Here is a 16706-nt window from a genome sequence, read left to right as displayed (position 1 = left end):
CTATATCTGAGGCCAATCGTGAGGCAGGGAGCCCTGAGTCTTGATTTTGCAGAAAAACAAAGGCCGGAGCTTTCTCTCCCTTGACGACTGCCGAAAAACTCCAGTAATCTTTTATTCGACTAAAAGAATTTAATCAACCAAAATTGTGGGAGGATGGAATGGAGTGGCGTGAGATCGAAAAGCAGCTCCGGCAAAAGCCGTTGGACCGAAGGTCGATGCTGAAGGCATTGGGCTCGGTCGGTCTCGGCGTTGCCGTCATGAGTGCTACACGCGGCCGGGCATTCGCTGCCGATCAAGTTTCTGTCTACACCTGGACGACCTACAACGATCCCAAGCTCTTCCCGGATTATCTCAAAAAACACGGTACGCCGAATGTCAGCTTCTTCGGTGATACGGATGAGGCCTTCAGCAAACTCGCGGGCGGCTATAAGGTCGATATCGCTCATCCCTGTGCCGATGACATGGCGCGCTGGCGGAAGTCAGGGATGATCAAGGCTTTTGACGAGGCCAAGCTGGCCCATGTCCAGGATTTCTGGCCGGAAATCCAGAAGCTGCCGGCGACGGTCGATGAGGCAGGGAAGAGATGGTTCATCCCATTCGATTGGGGGAACACTTCCATCCTTTATCGCAGGGACAAGGTTGAGATCAAAGGCGACCCGTCCTGGTCGTTGCTGTTCACGGATGACCGCTATAAAGGGCAGATTTCAAGTTATGATTCCGGGCCGCCCAATGTCGAGATTGCCGCCGCAATTCTGGGCTTCCCGGATATCTTCGATGTTTCCGACGAGCAACTGAAGGAATGCGCGAAGCTCCTGCGACATCAACGCGACAATGTACGCTTCTACTGGTCGGATCAGTCGACGGCCGAACAGGGCCTGGCCTCTGGTGAGCTAGTCGCCGCCTATGCCTGGAACGACGCCGTTGCACGGTTGAAGAAGCAGGGCCTTCCCGTCGCTTATATGAATCCCAAGGAAGGGATGCGGACCTGGGTTTGCGGCCTGGTGCTCATGAAGGATGTCGCGCATGAGGATCTCGCCTATGACTTCATCAATGCCTTCACTTCGCCCGAGGCCGGCAAATACCTGGTAGAGGCACTCGGGACCGGCCATGCCAATAAGAAAGCCTTCGACCTGGTCGATCCCAAGGTGCTCGATTCACTGGGGATCAGCAATCCGAGCGAGATGATGGGGCGAACGGTATTTCTGCGCGCCGTGCCGGAAGACCGCCGAAAGAAATACGTCAGCCTGTTCAATACGATCAAAGCCGGCGGCTGAGGTCATCAAACGGCCAAGCTTGCAACTGCTGCAAGCTTGGCCGTGCCGTTCCGGATATGAACAGAGGGAAGCCGGCATCTAAATGAGTGTTGCAAAACAGGAGGATTCCGCGATCGCGTCGATCCGGTCCTCGACCAATTCCATGACATCCGTAAATCCTTCCAATTCACTCAGTTGGAAGCTGCGGCGTTTGTGGCTGAGATCGGAAGCGGTCAGGGGCTATCTCCTGCTGTCGCCGACCTTGCTGGTCATGATCTCGCTGCTCGGCATCCCATTGGTCATGCTGGTCATCCTCAGTTTCTGGACGCAGGACGGCATCGTTTTCGACCGGACGTTCACGCTCGAGAACTATCGGCAGTTTTTTGCTTATGATGAATCGCCGCTCTACATAAACCTGCTCATCCGATCCGTCTGCATGTCGGCAATCGCCACCACGGTGATCTTGCTGCTCTCTTACCCCATGGCCTATTTCCTGGCCTTCCGCGTCCGCCAGCACAAACTGGTCTGGATCATCCTGATCACAGTGCCGTTTTGGATCAGCTATTTGCTGCGTATCTTCGCCTGGAAGGTCATTCTAGGTTTCGATGGCGTTATCAATTCCAGCTTGATGGGATTGGGCTTCATTTCCAAGCCGCTGGAATTCCTGCTCTATAACCCGATCGCGGTCACGATCACCCTTAGCCATGCATGGGCGGCCTATGCCATCCTGCCGATCTATGTTTCGCTGGAAAAGATCGACCGCTCGCTGTTGGAGGCGGCAACCGATCTTGGCGACAGCCCCGTCAAGCGCTTCTTGCGCGTCACCTTGCCTCTGTCGATGCCAGGGACCCTGGCGTCGACCCTGCTGGTTTTCATCCCAACCGTGGGCGACTACGTGACACCGGCTCTGGTGGGCGGCACCTCCGGCATGATGCTTGGTAGCGTGATCCAGTCGCTTGTCACCAGATCCGACAATGCCCCGATGGGTGCGGCGGTCTCCATTGTCATGATGCTGGTCGTAACCCTGATCGTCTGCTTGTTCCTGTGGACCACCGGGCAGCGACGTAGACCGGTACGGGAGTAACATCATGGGAACTCGGATTCGACCCAGCGCCCTCGGCACCTATGCCGTCCTTTTCCTGATCTTCCTTTATGGGCCGGTGCTGCTGCTGCCGCTCTTCTCTGTGAATGACAGTATCTATATCACCTTTCCGCTGAAGGGGTTTACGTTCAACTGGTATCAACAGATGAGCCAGAACGATCAAATGATCAATGCGCTCAAGGCCAGTCTGAAGGTTGCGGCAAGCGTCTCCGTGATCTCCACCATACTCGGCTTTATCGCGGCGAAAGCGGTGACGCGTTTCGCCTTGCCGGGACGGGCCTTGTTCGTCGGTTTCATTATGCTGCCGCTGATCATTCCATCCTTGGTTCTCGCCTTAGCGCTTCTGGTCGTGCTGCGAAAGATCCTCGGTTTTGAGCTATCCTTGATGACCGTCGCGGCCGGTCATGTGATGCTCTGCGTGCCGTTCTCCATGCTCATCCTGATTTCTCGTCTTGAGGGTTTCGATAGAAGCCTGGAAGAGGCCGCCTATGATCTGGGCGATTCCGCCCTCAAAGTGCTGGTGCGGGTGACGCTGCCGCTGGTCTGGCCTGCCATCATTTCCAGCCTTCTCCTGTGCTTCACCGCCTCTTTCGATGAATATCTGATCGCCGCTTTCCTCAGCGGATCGGATGGAACATTGCCGGTTTTCATCTTCAGCCAACTCCGGTTTCCTCAGAACCTGCCCGGCGTTCTTGCCTTGGGGAGCTGCATTCTGGTGGGGTCGGTCATTCTGGTGACGCTTGCGGAAGTGGTTCGCCGCCGCGGCGGTCCCGTCAGAGAATCAGGAGCCTTGGGATCATGACTGCACAAGACGGCTTTATCTATATCAAGTCCGTCTCGAAGCTCTTCGGTTCGCTTCGGGCGGTCGACGACATCAGTTTCACCATTCGCGAAGGTGAGTTTTTTTCGCTGCTAGGTCCGTCCGGCTGTGGAAAGACCACGCTGTTGCGGATGCTGGCGGGCTTCGAGCATCCGACATATGGCGAAATCTATATCGACGGACAGGCGATGTCGGGCGTGGCACCTAACAGCCGGCCGACCAATATGGTGTTCCAGAACTATGCGATCTTTCCGCATCTGGATGTCCGACAGAATATCGCCTATGGGCTGCGCAACCGGCAGATGACGAAAGCGACCATCGACGATGCGGTCGATAAGGCGCTGAATTTGATCAAATTGCCTAGCTATGGCTATCGCAAGCCGCACCAGCTCTCCGGTGGGCAACGTCAACGCGTGGCGTTGGCTCGTGCCCTGGTCTGCCAACCGAAGGTGCTGCTGCTGGATGAGCCGTTGGGCGCGCTGGACAAGAAACTGCGGGAGGAAATGCAGCTCGAGTTGCGCCAATTGCAGCAATCTGTGGGCATCACCTTCGTCTTCGTCACACATGATCAGGAAGAAGCGCTGACGATGTCCGATCGCATCGCCGTCATGTCGAAGGGGCGGGTGCTGCAGATCGATGCGGCGCAGCAGCTTTATGAAGAGCCGAATTGCCGCGAGGTTGCCGGCTTCATCGGCTCGATGAATTTCATCGATGGGCGCCTGCTGTCGGCATCTCATGGAAATTATCTAGTGGATGCTGGCCCCTTCGGCCAACTCCGCGTAACAGCCAAGGAAGGCCAGATCATACACGGTAACGTCACCATTGCCGTTCGGCCGGAGAAGATAACCCTGAGCGAGACGCCGTTTCCATCATCACAGGAGAACGTCGTCAAGGGCAGGTTGGCCGCCAGAGCTTATCTCGGCGATCGAAATCATTACTATGTGGAGACGGCGCATAACGCAGCGCCGATGGCGGTCGCCCGACAGAACATGATCCGCGATGGCCAGGTCGACCATCTGGTCGGCAAGGATATCTGGTTAAGCTGGAGCCCGGATTCGGCAGTTCTGCTCGATCCGGCATCTTCCTAGTAGCGGCTTGCGCAGTTGGGGCGAATGAGCGATGCTATGGTGAGACAATGGCTACTATTCGCATGCGGTCTCGGACTTGCCCTCCTCTCGGCAAGCAGGGTGCATGCTTCCGAGCAGCTGCCGGCCCAGTTTGTCGGCATGTTTGGCAAGTCGGCAATCAACCTCACCCTGCATAAGACAGCCGACCATAGCATTGCCGGCATGATCGAACAGAGCTGGATCGATTCCGCTGGACGACGGAAAAGCGGGCAGGCGGACATCGAAGGATTGGAGCATAACGATGTCGCCACGCTCTATCTGAGACCGCGGAGCGTTATCCGGCTGCCGATCATCCTGACGGCGCGCTGGGCGGAAAATGGCCTCGCAATCCAGCGGGACGGGCCGGGCGAGAAGAATACGCTTGGTTCAACCCTTCATGCTGGAAGCGAGGCGAGTTATCTCAAGATCTTAGCTCGTTTGACGGGATCACAAGCCCAGCCGGTCGCACCGAAAAATGCATCATTTCTTGAAGAATTGGAAAAAACCGGCATCGACGATAGCGAAGGTTGCCAATGCAGCGCGGAAAAGAAGACGCATGTTGCCGATGCGACAATTGCGTTTTCGCATAACACCACGAACCTCCTTGCCGCACTTAACGATTATCTCGCCGGGATTGAGGTCAATCGCGATCTGACCGATATCCATGGGGCGGTGGATCAAAACACTCGGCAGAGTGTAACAGCTTTCGCCGAGATTTTTCAGGCGGTGGGGCAGGATCTAGAAACGTCGTTGAACGCAGCCGTCGAGAAATGCAGTCATCGACAACTGGCTGAGAGCGATGCCCTCACACGGGAAGCAAAATTGTGGCGCGATAGCTGCCTTTCTGTGACAGATGGGCTCCACCGGTACCGAAAAGGACCGGGCGCCTTCCCTGTATCGCCTCGCTAGCTGCCGCCCCGATCTACATGGCCGTTCCACGCGAGATTGTCTGAATCCCGAAGTCAACCGAGAGAGCATCGTAAGGCCGCTCATCCGACTCCAACCTGGGATCTTGCCGGGGGAGGGGCGGCGGCTGCATGCGGTGCTGCAATTTGATGGCGACGAAGGTCAGGGACATCGCTCGCGCAATGGCGATAAGCCCGGAACCGGCGATCAGAAAAAGAACATAACTGAGCCGGCGCTTCTCATTATCCATCGGAGCCCTCATCCGCCTGCCGATGCCACAAGGCCATCCACTCCGGAACTGACCCTGGGCCCAGCACTCTCATTACAGCATGTCGGTCCCAGTTTTCCATTTTGAGATCAAATGGAATTTGCGACACGCCGGGAGTTGCCCGGGCAATAGCGGTGGATCTAGAGCGGCTCGGCTAGTGGCAGGGTCTGAGCAAAAGCGAGCCTTCGGACAGAACGGCTTCAGCCTCGGTGGCTTTGATAAAACATGCCAGCTGAGCCTCGGTGACGTCGTAGCGCTGCAGCAGTTCATCGACATCCGGCCGATCGCCGATTTCCCGCAAGGCTGCGAGCAGTTTTCGCAGCGCTGCCTTGGCGCGTAAATAAGGGCTTCTTTTTGCCCAATTTTCTGCGGCTACGCTTCGCCGGACCGGATGATGCGGTCAGAAGCTTTGGCGATGACATTGCTGAGGCCTCCTTACCTTACCGATCGACGAATAAGAAGGATATTGGTCGAGGAGGTCAATAGACTGTGGGTAGACTTATGGAATGCCGTTTCGCCGAATGCGGGCGTAGCTAAAGGCGAGATGTAAGGAGCCGTGGTTCCGGCATTTACCTGTACATATGACTGGCACCGTAGTCTGCGGTAACCGGTCTTTCGGTCATTTCACCTCAAATTCCGGATCGATCGGCAATTGCATTGCATTCACCAAATGATTGGTTTGCGCAGCAAGCCCAATGATGGCCATGAGCTCAGCATGCTGGGCATCAGTCATACCCTTTGCACGCGCCGCTGAGGTGTGGGAGTGAACGCAGTAACTGCACGAATTCGCCGTCGAGACGGCGATGTAAATCATCTCTCGAGTCAAAGGATCAAGCGTGCCTTCGACCGCCATCACATTTTTGATCTGTGTCCAGGTCCGCTGTAACAGAGGCGGGTCGAAAGCAAGCGCCCGCCAGATGTTATTGATGAAATCTGACTTCCGTGTGGCGCGGATATCATCGTAGACCGCTTTCACAAGCGGGTTGCGTTCAGCTTCTTCGATCGAGGGGATCTTCACAGTGGCCATTGATCAGGTCTCCTTGAACAAGTATTCGATCATGATAGGCGTTAATGGACGGCCGCGTACATGATCTTTTCCTCGGTCGCCTCGATGGGGGAGAATTCTTCGACAATCCGGCCCTGACGGCAAACCAATATCCGGTCGGACAGGTTCATGATTTCCGGAAGGTAGGAGGATATCATCACGACGGCTAGGCCCTGATCCGCCAGCCCATTCATCAGTTGATGAATTTCAGCGATCGCCCCGACATCGACTCCGCGTGTCGGTTCGTCGAAGATGATGATGCGCGGTTGCTGAATCAGCCCCTTGCCGATCACGACTTTCTGTTGATTGCCACCGGAGAGCTCGACGACCCGGGCATTCTCATTGATGGCGCGAATGTTCAAGCGGGTCGTCCAGCTGGCGGCGAGCTTCCGCATTTCGCCCATATTGATCGCGATCTTACCATTCCGATCGGCTGCGAGCAGGCCGGACATCAGATTTTCGGCGATCGACATCGTCTCAAAAAAGCCCTCGCTTTTGCGATCTTCGGTTACGTAGACGATGCCGTCTTGGACCGCTTCTCGGGGCACATAATAGCGGATCTGGCGATCACCGACGCGAATCTCCCCGCCGCGCAGGAAATTGCGCTTGTAGATGCCGGAAACGATCTTGAAGGTTTCGGTGCGACCCGATCCGATGAGGCCGAAAACACCGGTGATTTGGCCGGTGAAAATGGAGAAGGAATTGTTGCGCACCATGCTGCCCATCGAGATATCTTCGACGGAAAGGATGCGCTGCCCGGCTTTCCGCAGGTCCGATGGCGCACGATGCTTGTTGTAAATGGTATCCGACAAAGTACGGCCCACCATGGCGCGGATGACGAGATCGCGATTGAGCTCTCTTGCGGGCGCGGTCAGGACATGCATCCCGTCCCGCATGATCGTTATGCGGTCGGCATGAGCCAGGGCTTCTTCCAAGGCGTGAGAAATAAAGACGATCGAAACGCCCCGCTTTTTCAATCTGCCGAGTAAGGCGAAGAAGTGCCGTTTTTCCTCCGGTGTCAGGGTGGCCGTCGGTTCATCGAAAATAATGACTTTGACGTCGTGATGCACGGCACGGGCAATCTCCACCATCTGCCGTTTCGCCGCGCCAAGCGTCTCCACCAGGGCGGTCGGTTCGACGGAGAAATTCAATGACTGGAGAAATTGCTGGGCGCTGATATAGATCCCGCGCAGGCGATTCAGAAATTTCTCTTCGCCAAGATAGAGGTTCTGCGCCACGGTCATGGAGGGGATGAGGCTCGTTTCCTGATACACCATTGCGATGCCGGCGCGGAGCGCCTCATTCGGCGAGGAAAAAGAAACTTGCCTGCCGAGATAGATCATGACGCCGCTGGTTGCCTGGACCGCCCCAGCCATGATTTTTGTCAAGGTCGATTTGCCGGCGCCATTTTCACCGAGTAGCGCATGGATCTCTGCCGGCTGAAGATCGAAATCGATGTCGCGGATGGCGGGGACACCGCGATAGGTCTTTGTAATCTTTTGCATGCGAATGATGGGGTCCATCATGCAGCTCCCAATTCCTGCACCGCTCCAAGGTCGAGCAAGCGATTGCCGCCGCAGGCGGCAACCCAGATGCGTTCGTCGATTTCCGAAACCGAGGTCACGCCGTGATGTCTGCCATCCGCCCGGCTGTGATAGCTGCTGACTGGCTGCAGGTCTGCATCGAGATAAACCGCAAGCCCGTAGGACCGGCTGGGTGCCCAGGGTTTTCGCACGCCCATGGTCTTGATGGCGCCGCATTGCAAGGGGTCGAGAAAGCTATTGGTGGGCATAAGCGAGGGGGCGATCCATTGCTGGCGCGGAATCTCCCGCATCATGTCATGGCGATAGGCATCTTCCTGCAGGATGAATTCCACCAGCCGGTTTCGCGGCGCGAAGATGGCAAGCCAAGCCGCACCGGACCTTGAAGCCGTCAAGCGGCCCGGATAGCCCGGAAGCTTATCAAGTATCGGTACCGGACTTGCCCCGGTTTTCGACAAGGTGACGAGCCGGTGTCGCCAGCTCTCGCTGATCACCAATCGATCCTGCTGAACCAGGATGCCGCCCGGCCAGGCTAAATTTCGAGCCAGGCAGGTCGGTTGGCGACTGCCGGAAGGTAATAGCCAGACTGAGCCGTTACATCTCTTCTCCATGAGATCGACCACCCAATCCGTGGTCGAATGGACATCGCTGCCATTGCAGATATAAAGCCGGTCATCCACATCAAAAGCGAGGGCGGTGATGCTGCGGATTTCCTTCGGCAATTGGATATCGTCGCCATCGATCAGGAGCCGGTGGTCGGCAAGGGAGAGGGCAAGCTTGCCGGTTTTGGAAATGGCCAGGCTGGTAATCAGTTCCGGATAGGCTTCCAGTGACGTGCACGTCGCCCCCGTCGGATCGAGTTGGAGCAGTTCATTTCGACTGCTCAGAAGAATGCGTTCTCCCGCTCGGCAAAGGTTATCCGGTCCTGCAATTTCACTTAGCACCGTCGCGGTTTCCAGTGCGTTATTTGGCCGGAAGGCGCCATCATAGGGCGGAATCGCGATGGCGCGGCCCCGGAACAGATTAAGTATGGGGTCGAAGATCATTTGGCTTCTCCCCAATACGACTTCAATCCGGTCCAGCTTCGGTCGGCGCCGGGAATGATATAACGGCCGATGCGGTCATTTAATATACCGCCAATGAACAGCTCGCCCTTATGTTCGCGCATGGAGGTCACCATCGGATGCGCGGCGCCGGCAAGATCGCCCAATGTTTCGATGATCCGGCCGGTCTCGTCGAACTTGACGACCCCGCCGGTATTGATATTGGGGAAAAGCCAGTCGTCCTGCGGAAGACGTCGCGTCATTCGCTTGCGCATGCCGGGATGCCGCAGCGACAGATCGAAGCTGGGCGTTCGCATGCCAAGCCAGGCCATCCAGTAAGTGCCGTCCGATGCCCGGTTGATGTTATCCGGATAGCCGGGCATGTCTTTGATGATGCATTGCACTTTGCCGGCATTAGGTCCATCGAACCAGTAGCGATGAATGCGGCAGGCCCAGGATTCCGCGAAGAACAGCGACTGACCATCATGAGCGATGCAGACGCCATTGGCATAACGGTAGCGATCGAGCAATGTTTCGGTTTTGCCGGTGGACGGGTGATAGCAAAGCAGGCGCCCGGTTGGGCGGCCCTCAATGGAATCGAGCGCCCAATCATGCGCATCATATCGCTTGGTGGAGTCGGTGAAAAAGATGCGACCGTCCGGTGCCACATCGCAGTCATTCGGGTCACGCAACCTGGCATCATCCACCACGGATGTGAGAGAGCGACTGGTCTCGGCCGTCAATTTGGTCACGGTACCGTCGGGTGCAATGGAATAGAGGCCCATCGCACCGATGCAGGAAATGAGATTGCCGGCGCGGTCGAAGGCCAGGCCTAGAGGAAAGCCGCCTGTATGGGCGAAGACCTCCGACCGGCGGTAATCCGGCGCAAAAAATTTGATGATTTCGCCGTGGCGGGTGCCGCAATAAAAATGATCGTTATCATCCAGGATAACGTCTTCCGGTCCTTCCAACTCACCAAGGCCGATCGGCTCCGCTTGGGACAGACGATCATTCAGGGCGTAAGGCGAGCGCGCTTGCGGCTCAGCCGATTGTGTCTTTCCCATTTGGTGGTAGATGGGCGCGACATAAAGCTCGTTGAGGACCTTGTGGCGGTTTTTCAGCCAGCGTATATCCAGAATGACCGCGGCCGCCAGCATCAGTCCCAAAACCATCTGATTGGTTCCGGTTCCGTAGCCGAGGCGGATCAGCCCGTTCGTCGTCACCAGCACGATGACGGCCCCCATGATGCCCTTCATGACCGACCCGCGCCCACCGCCGAGCGAGTTCCCGCCGACGACGGCGGCGGTCAGCGCCATGATTTCCAAATTAAGCCCGGTGCCGGGACCGGTTCCGCTCAGGCGGCAGGCCAATAGGAAACCGGCGATGCCGCAGCAGAGTCCGGAAACGACATAAGTCGCGAAAACGGTGCGGCGCACGCGTATCCCGGCATTATGCGCCGATCGCCTGGAGCCGCCGACCGCGAGGATATGCCAGCCGGGGCGGGAGCGGCTGAGCATGATATGGGCGATAACCGCTAATATGCCAGCTGCGACGATGCTGACGGCAAGGCCGAAAATGGTGCCATCACCGATGAAGTCCCAGATATCCGATGACATCATCGAGAGCTGGATTTTTGCCGCGTAATTCACAATCAGAATATCGTAGATCGCGCGGCCGATGATGAAGGTGACGAGAGTTGTCAGGAAGGCGCGCAATCGCACATAGCCGACAAGAAAGCCATTGAACGCCCCAAAAGCGCCGCCGACAGCCAGGGCTGCGAGCAAGGCGACCCAAGTGGGTTGTTCGAAAATAAAGAAAGCAGAGACTGCAGCAAATGCGGAGAGAGCGAAGTTCGAGCCCACTGAGAGATCGATGCCGCCCCCCAGCATGACAATGGTCAGGCCGGTGACGACAATGGAGAATTCGCCTAGTTGGCGCGTGGAATCGCTCAGGGATTGCAGTTGGAAAAAACCCGGGATAGCCGTGCCAAACCCGATGACGGTAACGACCAGTGCTAGAAAGGGGATCGCGTTATCCGTCCAACCTTTGGTCAGAATTTCGCCGATCAAATGTTCGGGAATGAGATTATAACGGCACCGAAGCAACAGGCTGCGAACAGGCATAAAGGGATCCGAAACTGATCAAGAACGGACTGGCCCCGATCGTCACGGGGCCAGCCCTGCGTGATTTATCAACAGGGAGGCTTTATTTTGACGCGCTCTGCAATGCTTTCAGATCCCAGCAGGAATTCGGCGTCAGATCTGCCTTCGTGGTCGCCTTTTCCAGCGTGTAGATATAGGTTTTCGACGTTCCGGCCGGCTGGCCGCTTTGCAGCAAGAATTTGATGATTGCGTTGATGTCACGGGACTGATTGTGCAACTCGGTCGTGACGACGGCGTCGAAGACACCGGATTCGAGATTGTCGCAATCGACTTTTTCCCCGCCGCCAGTTGTCACCAGATAAATCGCATCCTGCTTTCCAGCGTCGCGAATCGCCGCGGCGGCACCGGTCGCGTCGCCGTCCCAAAAGTCGATAATGCCGCAAACATCGGGATGCTGTTGCAACATCGTGGTGGTCACGTTGCGGGAGGTGGTGGCATCCCAATTAGAATCTGGCTTGGCGACCACTTGAAAGTCCGGATGCTTCTCGAGGACCTTCATGATCCCGGCATATTGATAAAGGCTCGATGCATTGACCTGGTCGCCCTGCACCAGGCCGATTTTCTTCGAGGAATTCTCGCCGCAGCCTTTGACCACGGCTTCCGCCTCAAGCTGGCCGAGGCGATCCCAGTCGCTGCCGATAAACGCATCGGCGGAGAAGTTCGTGGGGTTGTCGATCAGAATGACGTAGATGCCGGCCTTTTGCGCCTTCTTCAGAATTTTCGAGTATGAGTTCAGGTCCGGTGAATGCACGACCAGGACATCAGGCTTCGCACTGGATGAGATCGCCTCGGTAATGGCTTGGGCGCCCGCTTCGGCGCTCCAATTGGGATCCCTCGTTTCGAATACGCCGCCGAAACCTTCGACCTCGCGCTTTATATAGGCTGCCCAACCCTGGGCTAGATCGAAGCCCATAGCCATGGGCACCAGGATGACGCGCTTCCCTTTGAGGGCTGCATCATAGGTGGCCGGACCTGGATCTTCCTGGGCGTGTGCGGTCGAGGTTAATGCGAGCGCTGCCACCATGGCAGCCGCTGCGATGCTCTTTGTGATCCCGAACATGTCATGCCTCTTCATGTGATGAATGTAATTTGATGGAGCATCTAAATATCGCCCTGCTGTGCGGTCTGCTCGTCCCGCGGATTCATCAAGCCATCGATGATGATGGCGATGAGCAAGATCGTCGATTTGATGAGGTTCTGATAGATATTGGGGATATCGAGGATGGTCATTACGTTGAGCATGATGCCGATCAGCAAGGCGCCGACGATGACGTTGCGCATGCTGCCTTTACCCCCCGAAAGGCCGATACCCCCGATGACCACAACAAGGATGATGTCATAGAGCAGCGTCGAATTTACCACGCGCGTGTTGATGGATAGCAAGCTGGAAGCGGTCAACAGGCCGGCGACGAAGGCGGTCAATGCCGAAATGACATAGCGCAGCACCAGCATGGGACGCACAGGAATGCCGGTGTTCCGGGCCGTTATGGGATTGTCCCCGGCGTAATAGACGTAGCGACCCCATTTGGTGTAACGCAGGAAAATAAAGGCAATGCAGGCGATGCCGAAGAAAATGAAAACCTCGCCCGGAATACCTTCTATTTGTAGTCGACCAAGTCGCTCGATCCAGTGGCGGGCGGGAACGGCAATGGCATCTTGCGTGATCACTTGAGAGCGGACGAAGCCGAATACGAAGGAACCGCTGGCCAGGGTAACGAAAATGGCAGGTACATCGGCATAGGCGACAAGGAATCCATTGATCAGCCCTATCGCCAAGACCGCAGCCGCGGCATAGCAAAGCGCCACCCAATCGGCAGCGCCGTCGCCAAGCATTTGAAGGTACCAGGCAACTGACATCGCCATCACCGCCACAGCGGATAGATCGATGCCACGTCCGATGATGACGATGGCCATTCCCGCCGCGAGCACGCCGAGGACGGATATGCTGCGCACGATCGCTATTAAATTCGACGGCTCAAGAAAGCCGGGTAAAAAAATTGCTGCAGCCAAAAACAGGATCGCGGCAATGACCAGGACGATGCGCTCCTGATCGGCACGCAGAACCGACAAAGCTCTCCCCACGGTCGCCCCCTTCCGGTTCTTTACGACCGGCCACAATCAGATGTTAGCGAGGCAGTAGCGTCAAGAGCATTGTAGGGAAAATCCTTAACAGCCTCAAGGGAGGCCTCTCTTTCCACCGCCGCTCTTCGTGACTTGCATATCCGGATCTGCAGGAATGCAGCAGCACCGATGCCGGCGAAAGCGGGGAGGCTAGCTTCAAGATATGCCGCCGAGGCGAGCCAGAGAACGAGGCTGCCGGCGCATGCCGACGCCATGACGAGAAGGCTCGCAAGGCGGTAAAGGCGAAAATCCTGCCGACAGTAATGCTGCCAAAGGCAGATAAGGGCACCGAGAAAGGAGGTGCTTGCGAGGGACTGGCACAAGAAGACCGGATCAGTGGGAGGGCTAAAAAGGATGAGAAGTCCCTGTATCTTAATCATTTCTCTTCTAGACTATCGCATGTTCGGTCACTCTTGCCATCCGAAGCTAGCTGGCACCAAAGCTGAAAGAAATCGAGTAAAACTCTCGGGCGCCACAAGTATCGCTATATGCATTTGGCATCTCCCGTTGCGGTGGTGTGGCAAAGCTCGGCCGAACCTGATCGGCCGTAACTTGGTATCAGTCGCTGGCCAGATCCGAGCGATAGCCTGAAACCGCGGCGCCGTCATCGGCGGTCAATCGGCGGTACGCAAAGAGCGCGCCGAGCGTAATCAACGCTTCAACGATAAAGATGATACGGAAATCATTGGGAGAAGAGCTGCCATCGCCGGAAGCCAAGAGCGACAGCAATGCCGAAGCGCTGCCGATGCTGATCGAAACGGCAAGTCGCCAAAAGATGTAATAGAGCGCGCTGAAATCCGCCAGTTGCTCTCCCGTGACATCCGCGTAGGAGAGATTGCTGGCAGTGCCCCATTGTACCGATCGAAAAAGGCCGAAGATAAAGATGTAGCTCAAACCGAGCCACATCGGAGTTGTCGCCTGAAAAAGCGCGAAGCCCCCGACCAGTGCGGCAGCGACAGGTGTATTCCAGACCAAGATCCGCCGAAAGCCCCATTGCTTCAGCAGGCGGGGGAGAAAAAAACGCGACAATACAGATCCGATGCCGATGACGAATGTCCAGGATCCGGATTCCACCGCGGTCATGCCGAAGCCGACCTGGAACATCATCGGCAGTAGCAAGGTAACCGAGGTGAGGCCGATCGGATCCAGTCCTCCGCCGGTCAATAAAGAGATCCGGATGGTACGGATGTTCAAAAGCCGCAGATCGAGAAGAGGGTTGTGGGTTTGGCGCAGATAGAAAACAGCTGTGCCAAGAAGCAGCACCGAAAGCATCAGCAAGCTGATTGCGGACCAGCCAGAATAGGCATGGTCGCCGAATGAATCCATGCTGAAAACCAGCAATGTCATCCCCGCACTCATGAGCAAGAAGCCGATCAGGTCCAGCCTGGGCACCCGACCGGGACTTTTGGGAGGGAAATACGATATCGCCAGGGCGGCCGCGCCGAGCGCCAATGGGACGTTGATGAAGAAAATCCAGTGCCAGGACAAATAAGTCGTGAGAGCACCTCCCACGAGCGGTCCGACCAGTGGCCCCAATTGTGAAGCCAAGGACATATAAATATTGATCTTCAATATTCTCGAGCGCGGAAAGGCGCGTAGGATCGCGACCTGGCCCACCGTTCCCATCAATGCGCCGCCAAAGCCCTGCAATGCGCGGGCGAGCACTAACGTCCAGAGGCTCGTCGCCAAGCCACAAGCGATGGAGGCCGCGGCAAAAGACAGCAAGGCCCCACAATAACATGCCTTCGTACCGAAACGGCCGGTAAGCCAACGGCCGAGGGGCATCGACACGATCAGGCTGAGAACATAGACGGTAATAACCAATCCAAGCTGACTCGGCGCATGCCCCAATGTCAGACTGATTCCTGGCAATGCTGTGACGACAATATTCTGGTCAAGATTGACCATGAAATTCCCGCAGGCGACCGTCAGGGGGAGAAAGAAAAGAGCGCTTGCGGAGAGGGGAAGGGGCGAGGCGGGCTCTGTTAGCTCTTCGGCGTTCATTTGTTTGTCGCGGCGTTATAGGTCGTCGAAAGGCATCGCCGGCAATGTGGCACGGGGGATAATCCACGCCTACCTTCAATTCATCATACTTGGAAGTTTATCAACTCACGATCGAGTGGCTCCGGTATTGGGACACAGGTTCCTGACCGGTCCCCCCAATCAAAGCCGGGGAGCCATGACGGTCCGGATGATGTAAGCGTGCGCCGTAACAATCCGCCTGTTAAGATGGCGCAACAACAGGAGCTTCAGGATGGGCAGAACCGCGTTAGTCGTCGGAGCGAGTGGAATTGTGGGAAGCGCGATCGCGGCACTTCTCGTCGAGCATGGATGGAGCGTGAAGGGACTCGCCCGCCGACCGGCTCCACAATCCGGTATCGAGCCGATCGCGGCCGACCTTCAGGATGCAAGCGCGGTCGCCGCGGCGGTTGCGGATGTGCAACCTGATGCAGTTTTCATCACCACCTGGCTCCGGCAGGACAGCGAGGCGGAGAATATCAGAGTCAATTCAGCGATGGTCCGCAACTTGCTGGACGGGCTACGCGCCGGGCGCGGCGTGCCGCGCCACGTCGCACTGGTAACGGGCCTCAAGCATTATCTTGGGCCATTTGAAGCCTATGGTAAGGGAGCCTTGCCCCAGACACCCTTTCGCGAGGAGCAGGCTCGGCTCGATATCGAGAACTTCTACTACGCCCAGGAGGATGAAGTCTTTGCAGCCGCCCGTCGCGATGGATTTTCCTGGAGTGTGCACCGACCGCATACGGTGATTGGCAAAGCGGTTGGCAACGCTATGAATATGGGGACCACGCTGGCTGTCTATGCCAGTATCTGCCGCGAAATTGGTCGGCCGTTTCGCTTCCCGGGCTCGCCGGTGCAATGGAACGGCCTTACGGATATGACAGATGCGACACTCCTCGCGCGGCACCTATTATGGGCCACTGAAACCCCAGCCGCCGCGAATCAGGCGTTCAACGTCGTGAATGGCGATGTCTTCCGTTGGAGCTGGATGTGGGGCCGGATTGCCGATTGGTTTGGGCTTGAGCCGGCACCGTTCGACGGTAGTATGCGGCCCCTTGAGGAACAGATGTCCGGCGATGCCGAGGTTTGGAAAAAGATTGCGGAACGCGAGGGCTTGGTCGAGCCTAATCTGGATCGTCTGGCCTCGCCATGGCATACGGATGCGGATCTGGGGCGGCCAATCGAGGTCGTCACGGATATGTCGAAAAGCAGGCGTCTCGGCTTTACGGCCTATCAGCCGACCGATGAAGCTTTCATCCGCCTCTTCGAGCAACTTCGCTCAGATCGATTAATCCCCTGACCCGACCCGAATGGCATAGC

Annotated in this window: 14 protein-coding genes; 6 read left to right on the top strand and 8 right to left on the bottom strand. The window is 56.8% G+C overall.

The annotated features are described in order from the left end of the window. Positions 1 to 158 precede the first annotated feature (158 nt). The 5 genes from SMD27_RS15965 to SMD27_RS15945 all read left to right on the top strand — a co-directional run bounded on the left by SMD27_RS15965 (position 159) and on the right by SMD27_RS15945 (position 5190). Positions 159 to 1274, top strand: a complete 1116-nt coding sequence (locus SMD27_RS15965; protein ID WP_320509405.1) for an ABC transporter substrate-binding protein — start codon at positions 159 to 161, stop codon at positions 1272 to 1274. A gap of 82 nt (positions 1275 to 1356) precedes the next feature. Continuing rightward, complete coding sequence (locus SMD27_RS15960) at positions 1357 to 2337, top strand: ABC transporter permease (RefSeq protein ID WP_320509404.1); 981 nt, start codon at positions 1357 to 1359, stop codon at positions 2335 to 2337. A 4-nt stretch (positions 2338 to 2341) separates the two neighbouring features. Beyond that, the gene (locus tag SMD27_RS15955) at positions 2342 to 3157 is read left to right on the top strand and encodes an ABC transporter permease (protein WP_320509403.1); all 816 of its coding nucleotides are present in this window, start codon (positions 2342 to 2344) and stop codon (positions 3155 to 3157) included. After that, positions 3154 to 4263, top strand: a complete 1110-nt coding sequence (locus tag SMD27_RS15950) for an ABC transporter ATP-binding protein (RefSeq protein ID WP_320509402.1) — start codon at positions 3154 to 3156, stop codon at positions 4261 to 4263. The genes SMD27_RS15955 and SMD27_RS15950 overlap by 4 nt, the downstream gene beginning before the upstream one ends. Before the next feature lie 267 nt (positions 4264 to 4530). Then, positions 4531 to 5190, top strand: a complete 660-nt coding sequence (locus SMD27_RS15945) for a hypothetical protein (RefSeq protein ID WP_320509401.1) — start codon at positions 4531 to 4533, stop codon at positions 5188 to 5190. 13 nt (positions 5191 to 5203) lie between these two features. Here SMD27_RS15945 and SMD27_RS15940 read toward each other — a convergent pair whose 3' ends face one another. From SMD27_RS15940 to SMD27_RS15905, 8 genes are all read right to left on the bottom strand, one after another. Then, positions 5204 to 5437 carry a hypothetical protein gene (locus SMD27_RS15940; protein WP_320509400.1) on the bottom strand — a complete coding sequence of 78 codons (234 nt, stop codon included), beginning with the start codon at positions 5435 to 5437 and terminating at the stop codon, positions 5204 to 5206. A gap of 637 nt (positions 5438 to 6074) precedes the next feature. Further along, positions 6075 to 6482 carry a carboxymuconolactone decarboxylase family protein gene (locus SMD27_RS15935; protein WP_320509399.1) on the bottom strand — a complete coding sequence of 136 codons (408 nt, stop codon included), beginning with the start codon at positions 6480 to 6482 and terminating at the stop codon, positions 6075 to 6077. 41 nt (positions 6483 to 6523) lie between these two features. Beyond that, positions 6524 to 8026, bottom strand: coding sequence for a sugar ABC transporter ATP-binding protein (locus SMD27_RS15930; RefSeq protein ID WP_320509398.1), 1503 nt, complete (start codon positions 8024 to 8026; stop codon positions 6524 to 6526). Beyond that, the gene (locus SMD27_RS15925) at positions 8023 to 9087 is read right to left on the bottom strand and encodes an SMP-30/gluconolactonase/LRE family protein (protein WP_320509397.1); all 1065 of its coding nucleotides are present in this window, start codon (positions 9085 to 9087) and stop codon (positions 8023 to 8025) included. The genes SMD27_RS15930 and SMD27_RS15925 overlap by 4 nt, the downstream gene beginning before the upstream one ends. Continuing rightward, the gene (locus SMD27_RS15920) at positions 9084 to 11207 is read right to left on the bottom strand and encodes an ABC transporter permease (protein ID WP_320509396.1); all 2124 of its coding nucleotides are present in this window, start codon (positions 11205 to 11207) and stop codon (positions 9084 to 9086) included. The genes SMD27_RS15925 and SMD27_RS15920 overlap by 4 nt, the downstream gene beginning before the upstream one ends. Before the next feature lie 82 nt (positions 11208 to 11289). Continuing rightward, a complete protein-coding gene (locus tag SMD27_RS15915; protein WP_320509395.1) occupies positions 11290 to 12306 on the bottom strand; it encodes a sugar ABC transporter substrate-binding protein in 1017 nt (338 codons plus the stop codon). A 41-nt stretch (positions 12307 to 12347) separates the two neighbouring features. Beyond that, a complete protein-coding gene (locus tag SMD27_RS15910; RefSeq protein WP_320509394.1) occupies positions 12348 to 13316 on the bottom strand; it encodes an ABC transporter permease in 969 nt (322 codons plus the stop codon). Positions 13317 to 13925: 609 nt separating this feature from the next. Next, the gene (locus SMD27_RS15905; RefSeq protein ID WP_320509393.1) at positions 13926 to 15371 is read right to left on the bottom strand and encodes an MFS transporter; all 1446 of its coding nucleotides are present in this window, start codon (positions 15369 to 15371) and stop codon (positions 13926 to 13928) included. 250 nt (positions 15372 to 15621) lie between these two features. Between SMD27_RS15905 and SMD27_RS15900 the strand changes: the two genes are divergently transcribed. Beyond that, positions 15622 to 16686 carry an SDR family oxidoreductase gene (locus SMD27_RS15900; RefSeq protein WP_320509392.1) on the top strand — a complete coding sequence of 355 codons (1065 nt, stop codon included), beginning with the start codon at positions 15622 to 15624 and terminating at the stop codon, positions 16684 to 16686. Positions 16687 to 16706: the final 20 nt, after the last annotated feature.

This window comes from Dongia soli (genome assembly GCF_034044715.1).
Taxonomy (GTDB): Bacteria; Pseudomonadota; Alphaproteobacteria; order Dongiales; family Dongiaceae; genus Dongia_B; species Dongia_B soli.
The sequence above is the reverse complement of the archived record's forward strand: the minus strand, read 5'-3'. Positions and strand labels throughout refer to the sequence as shown.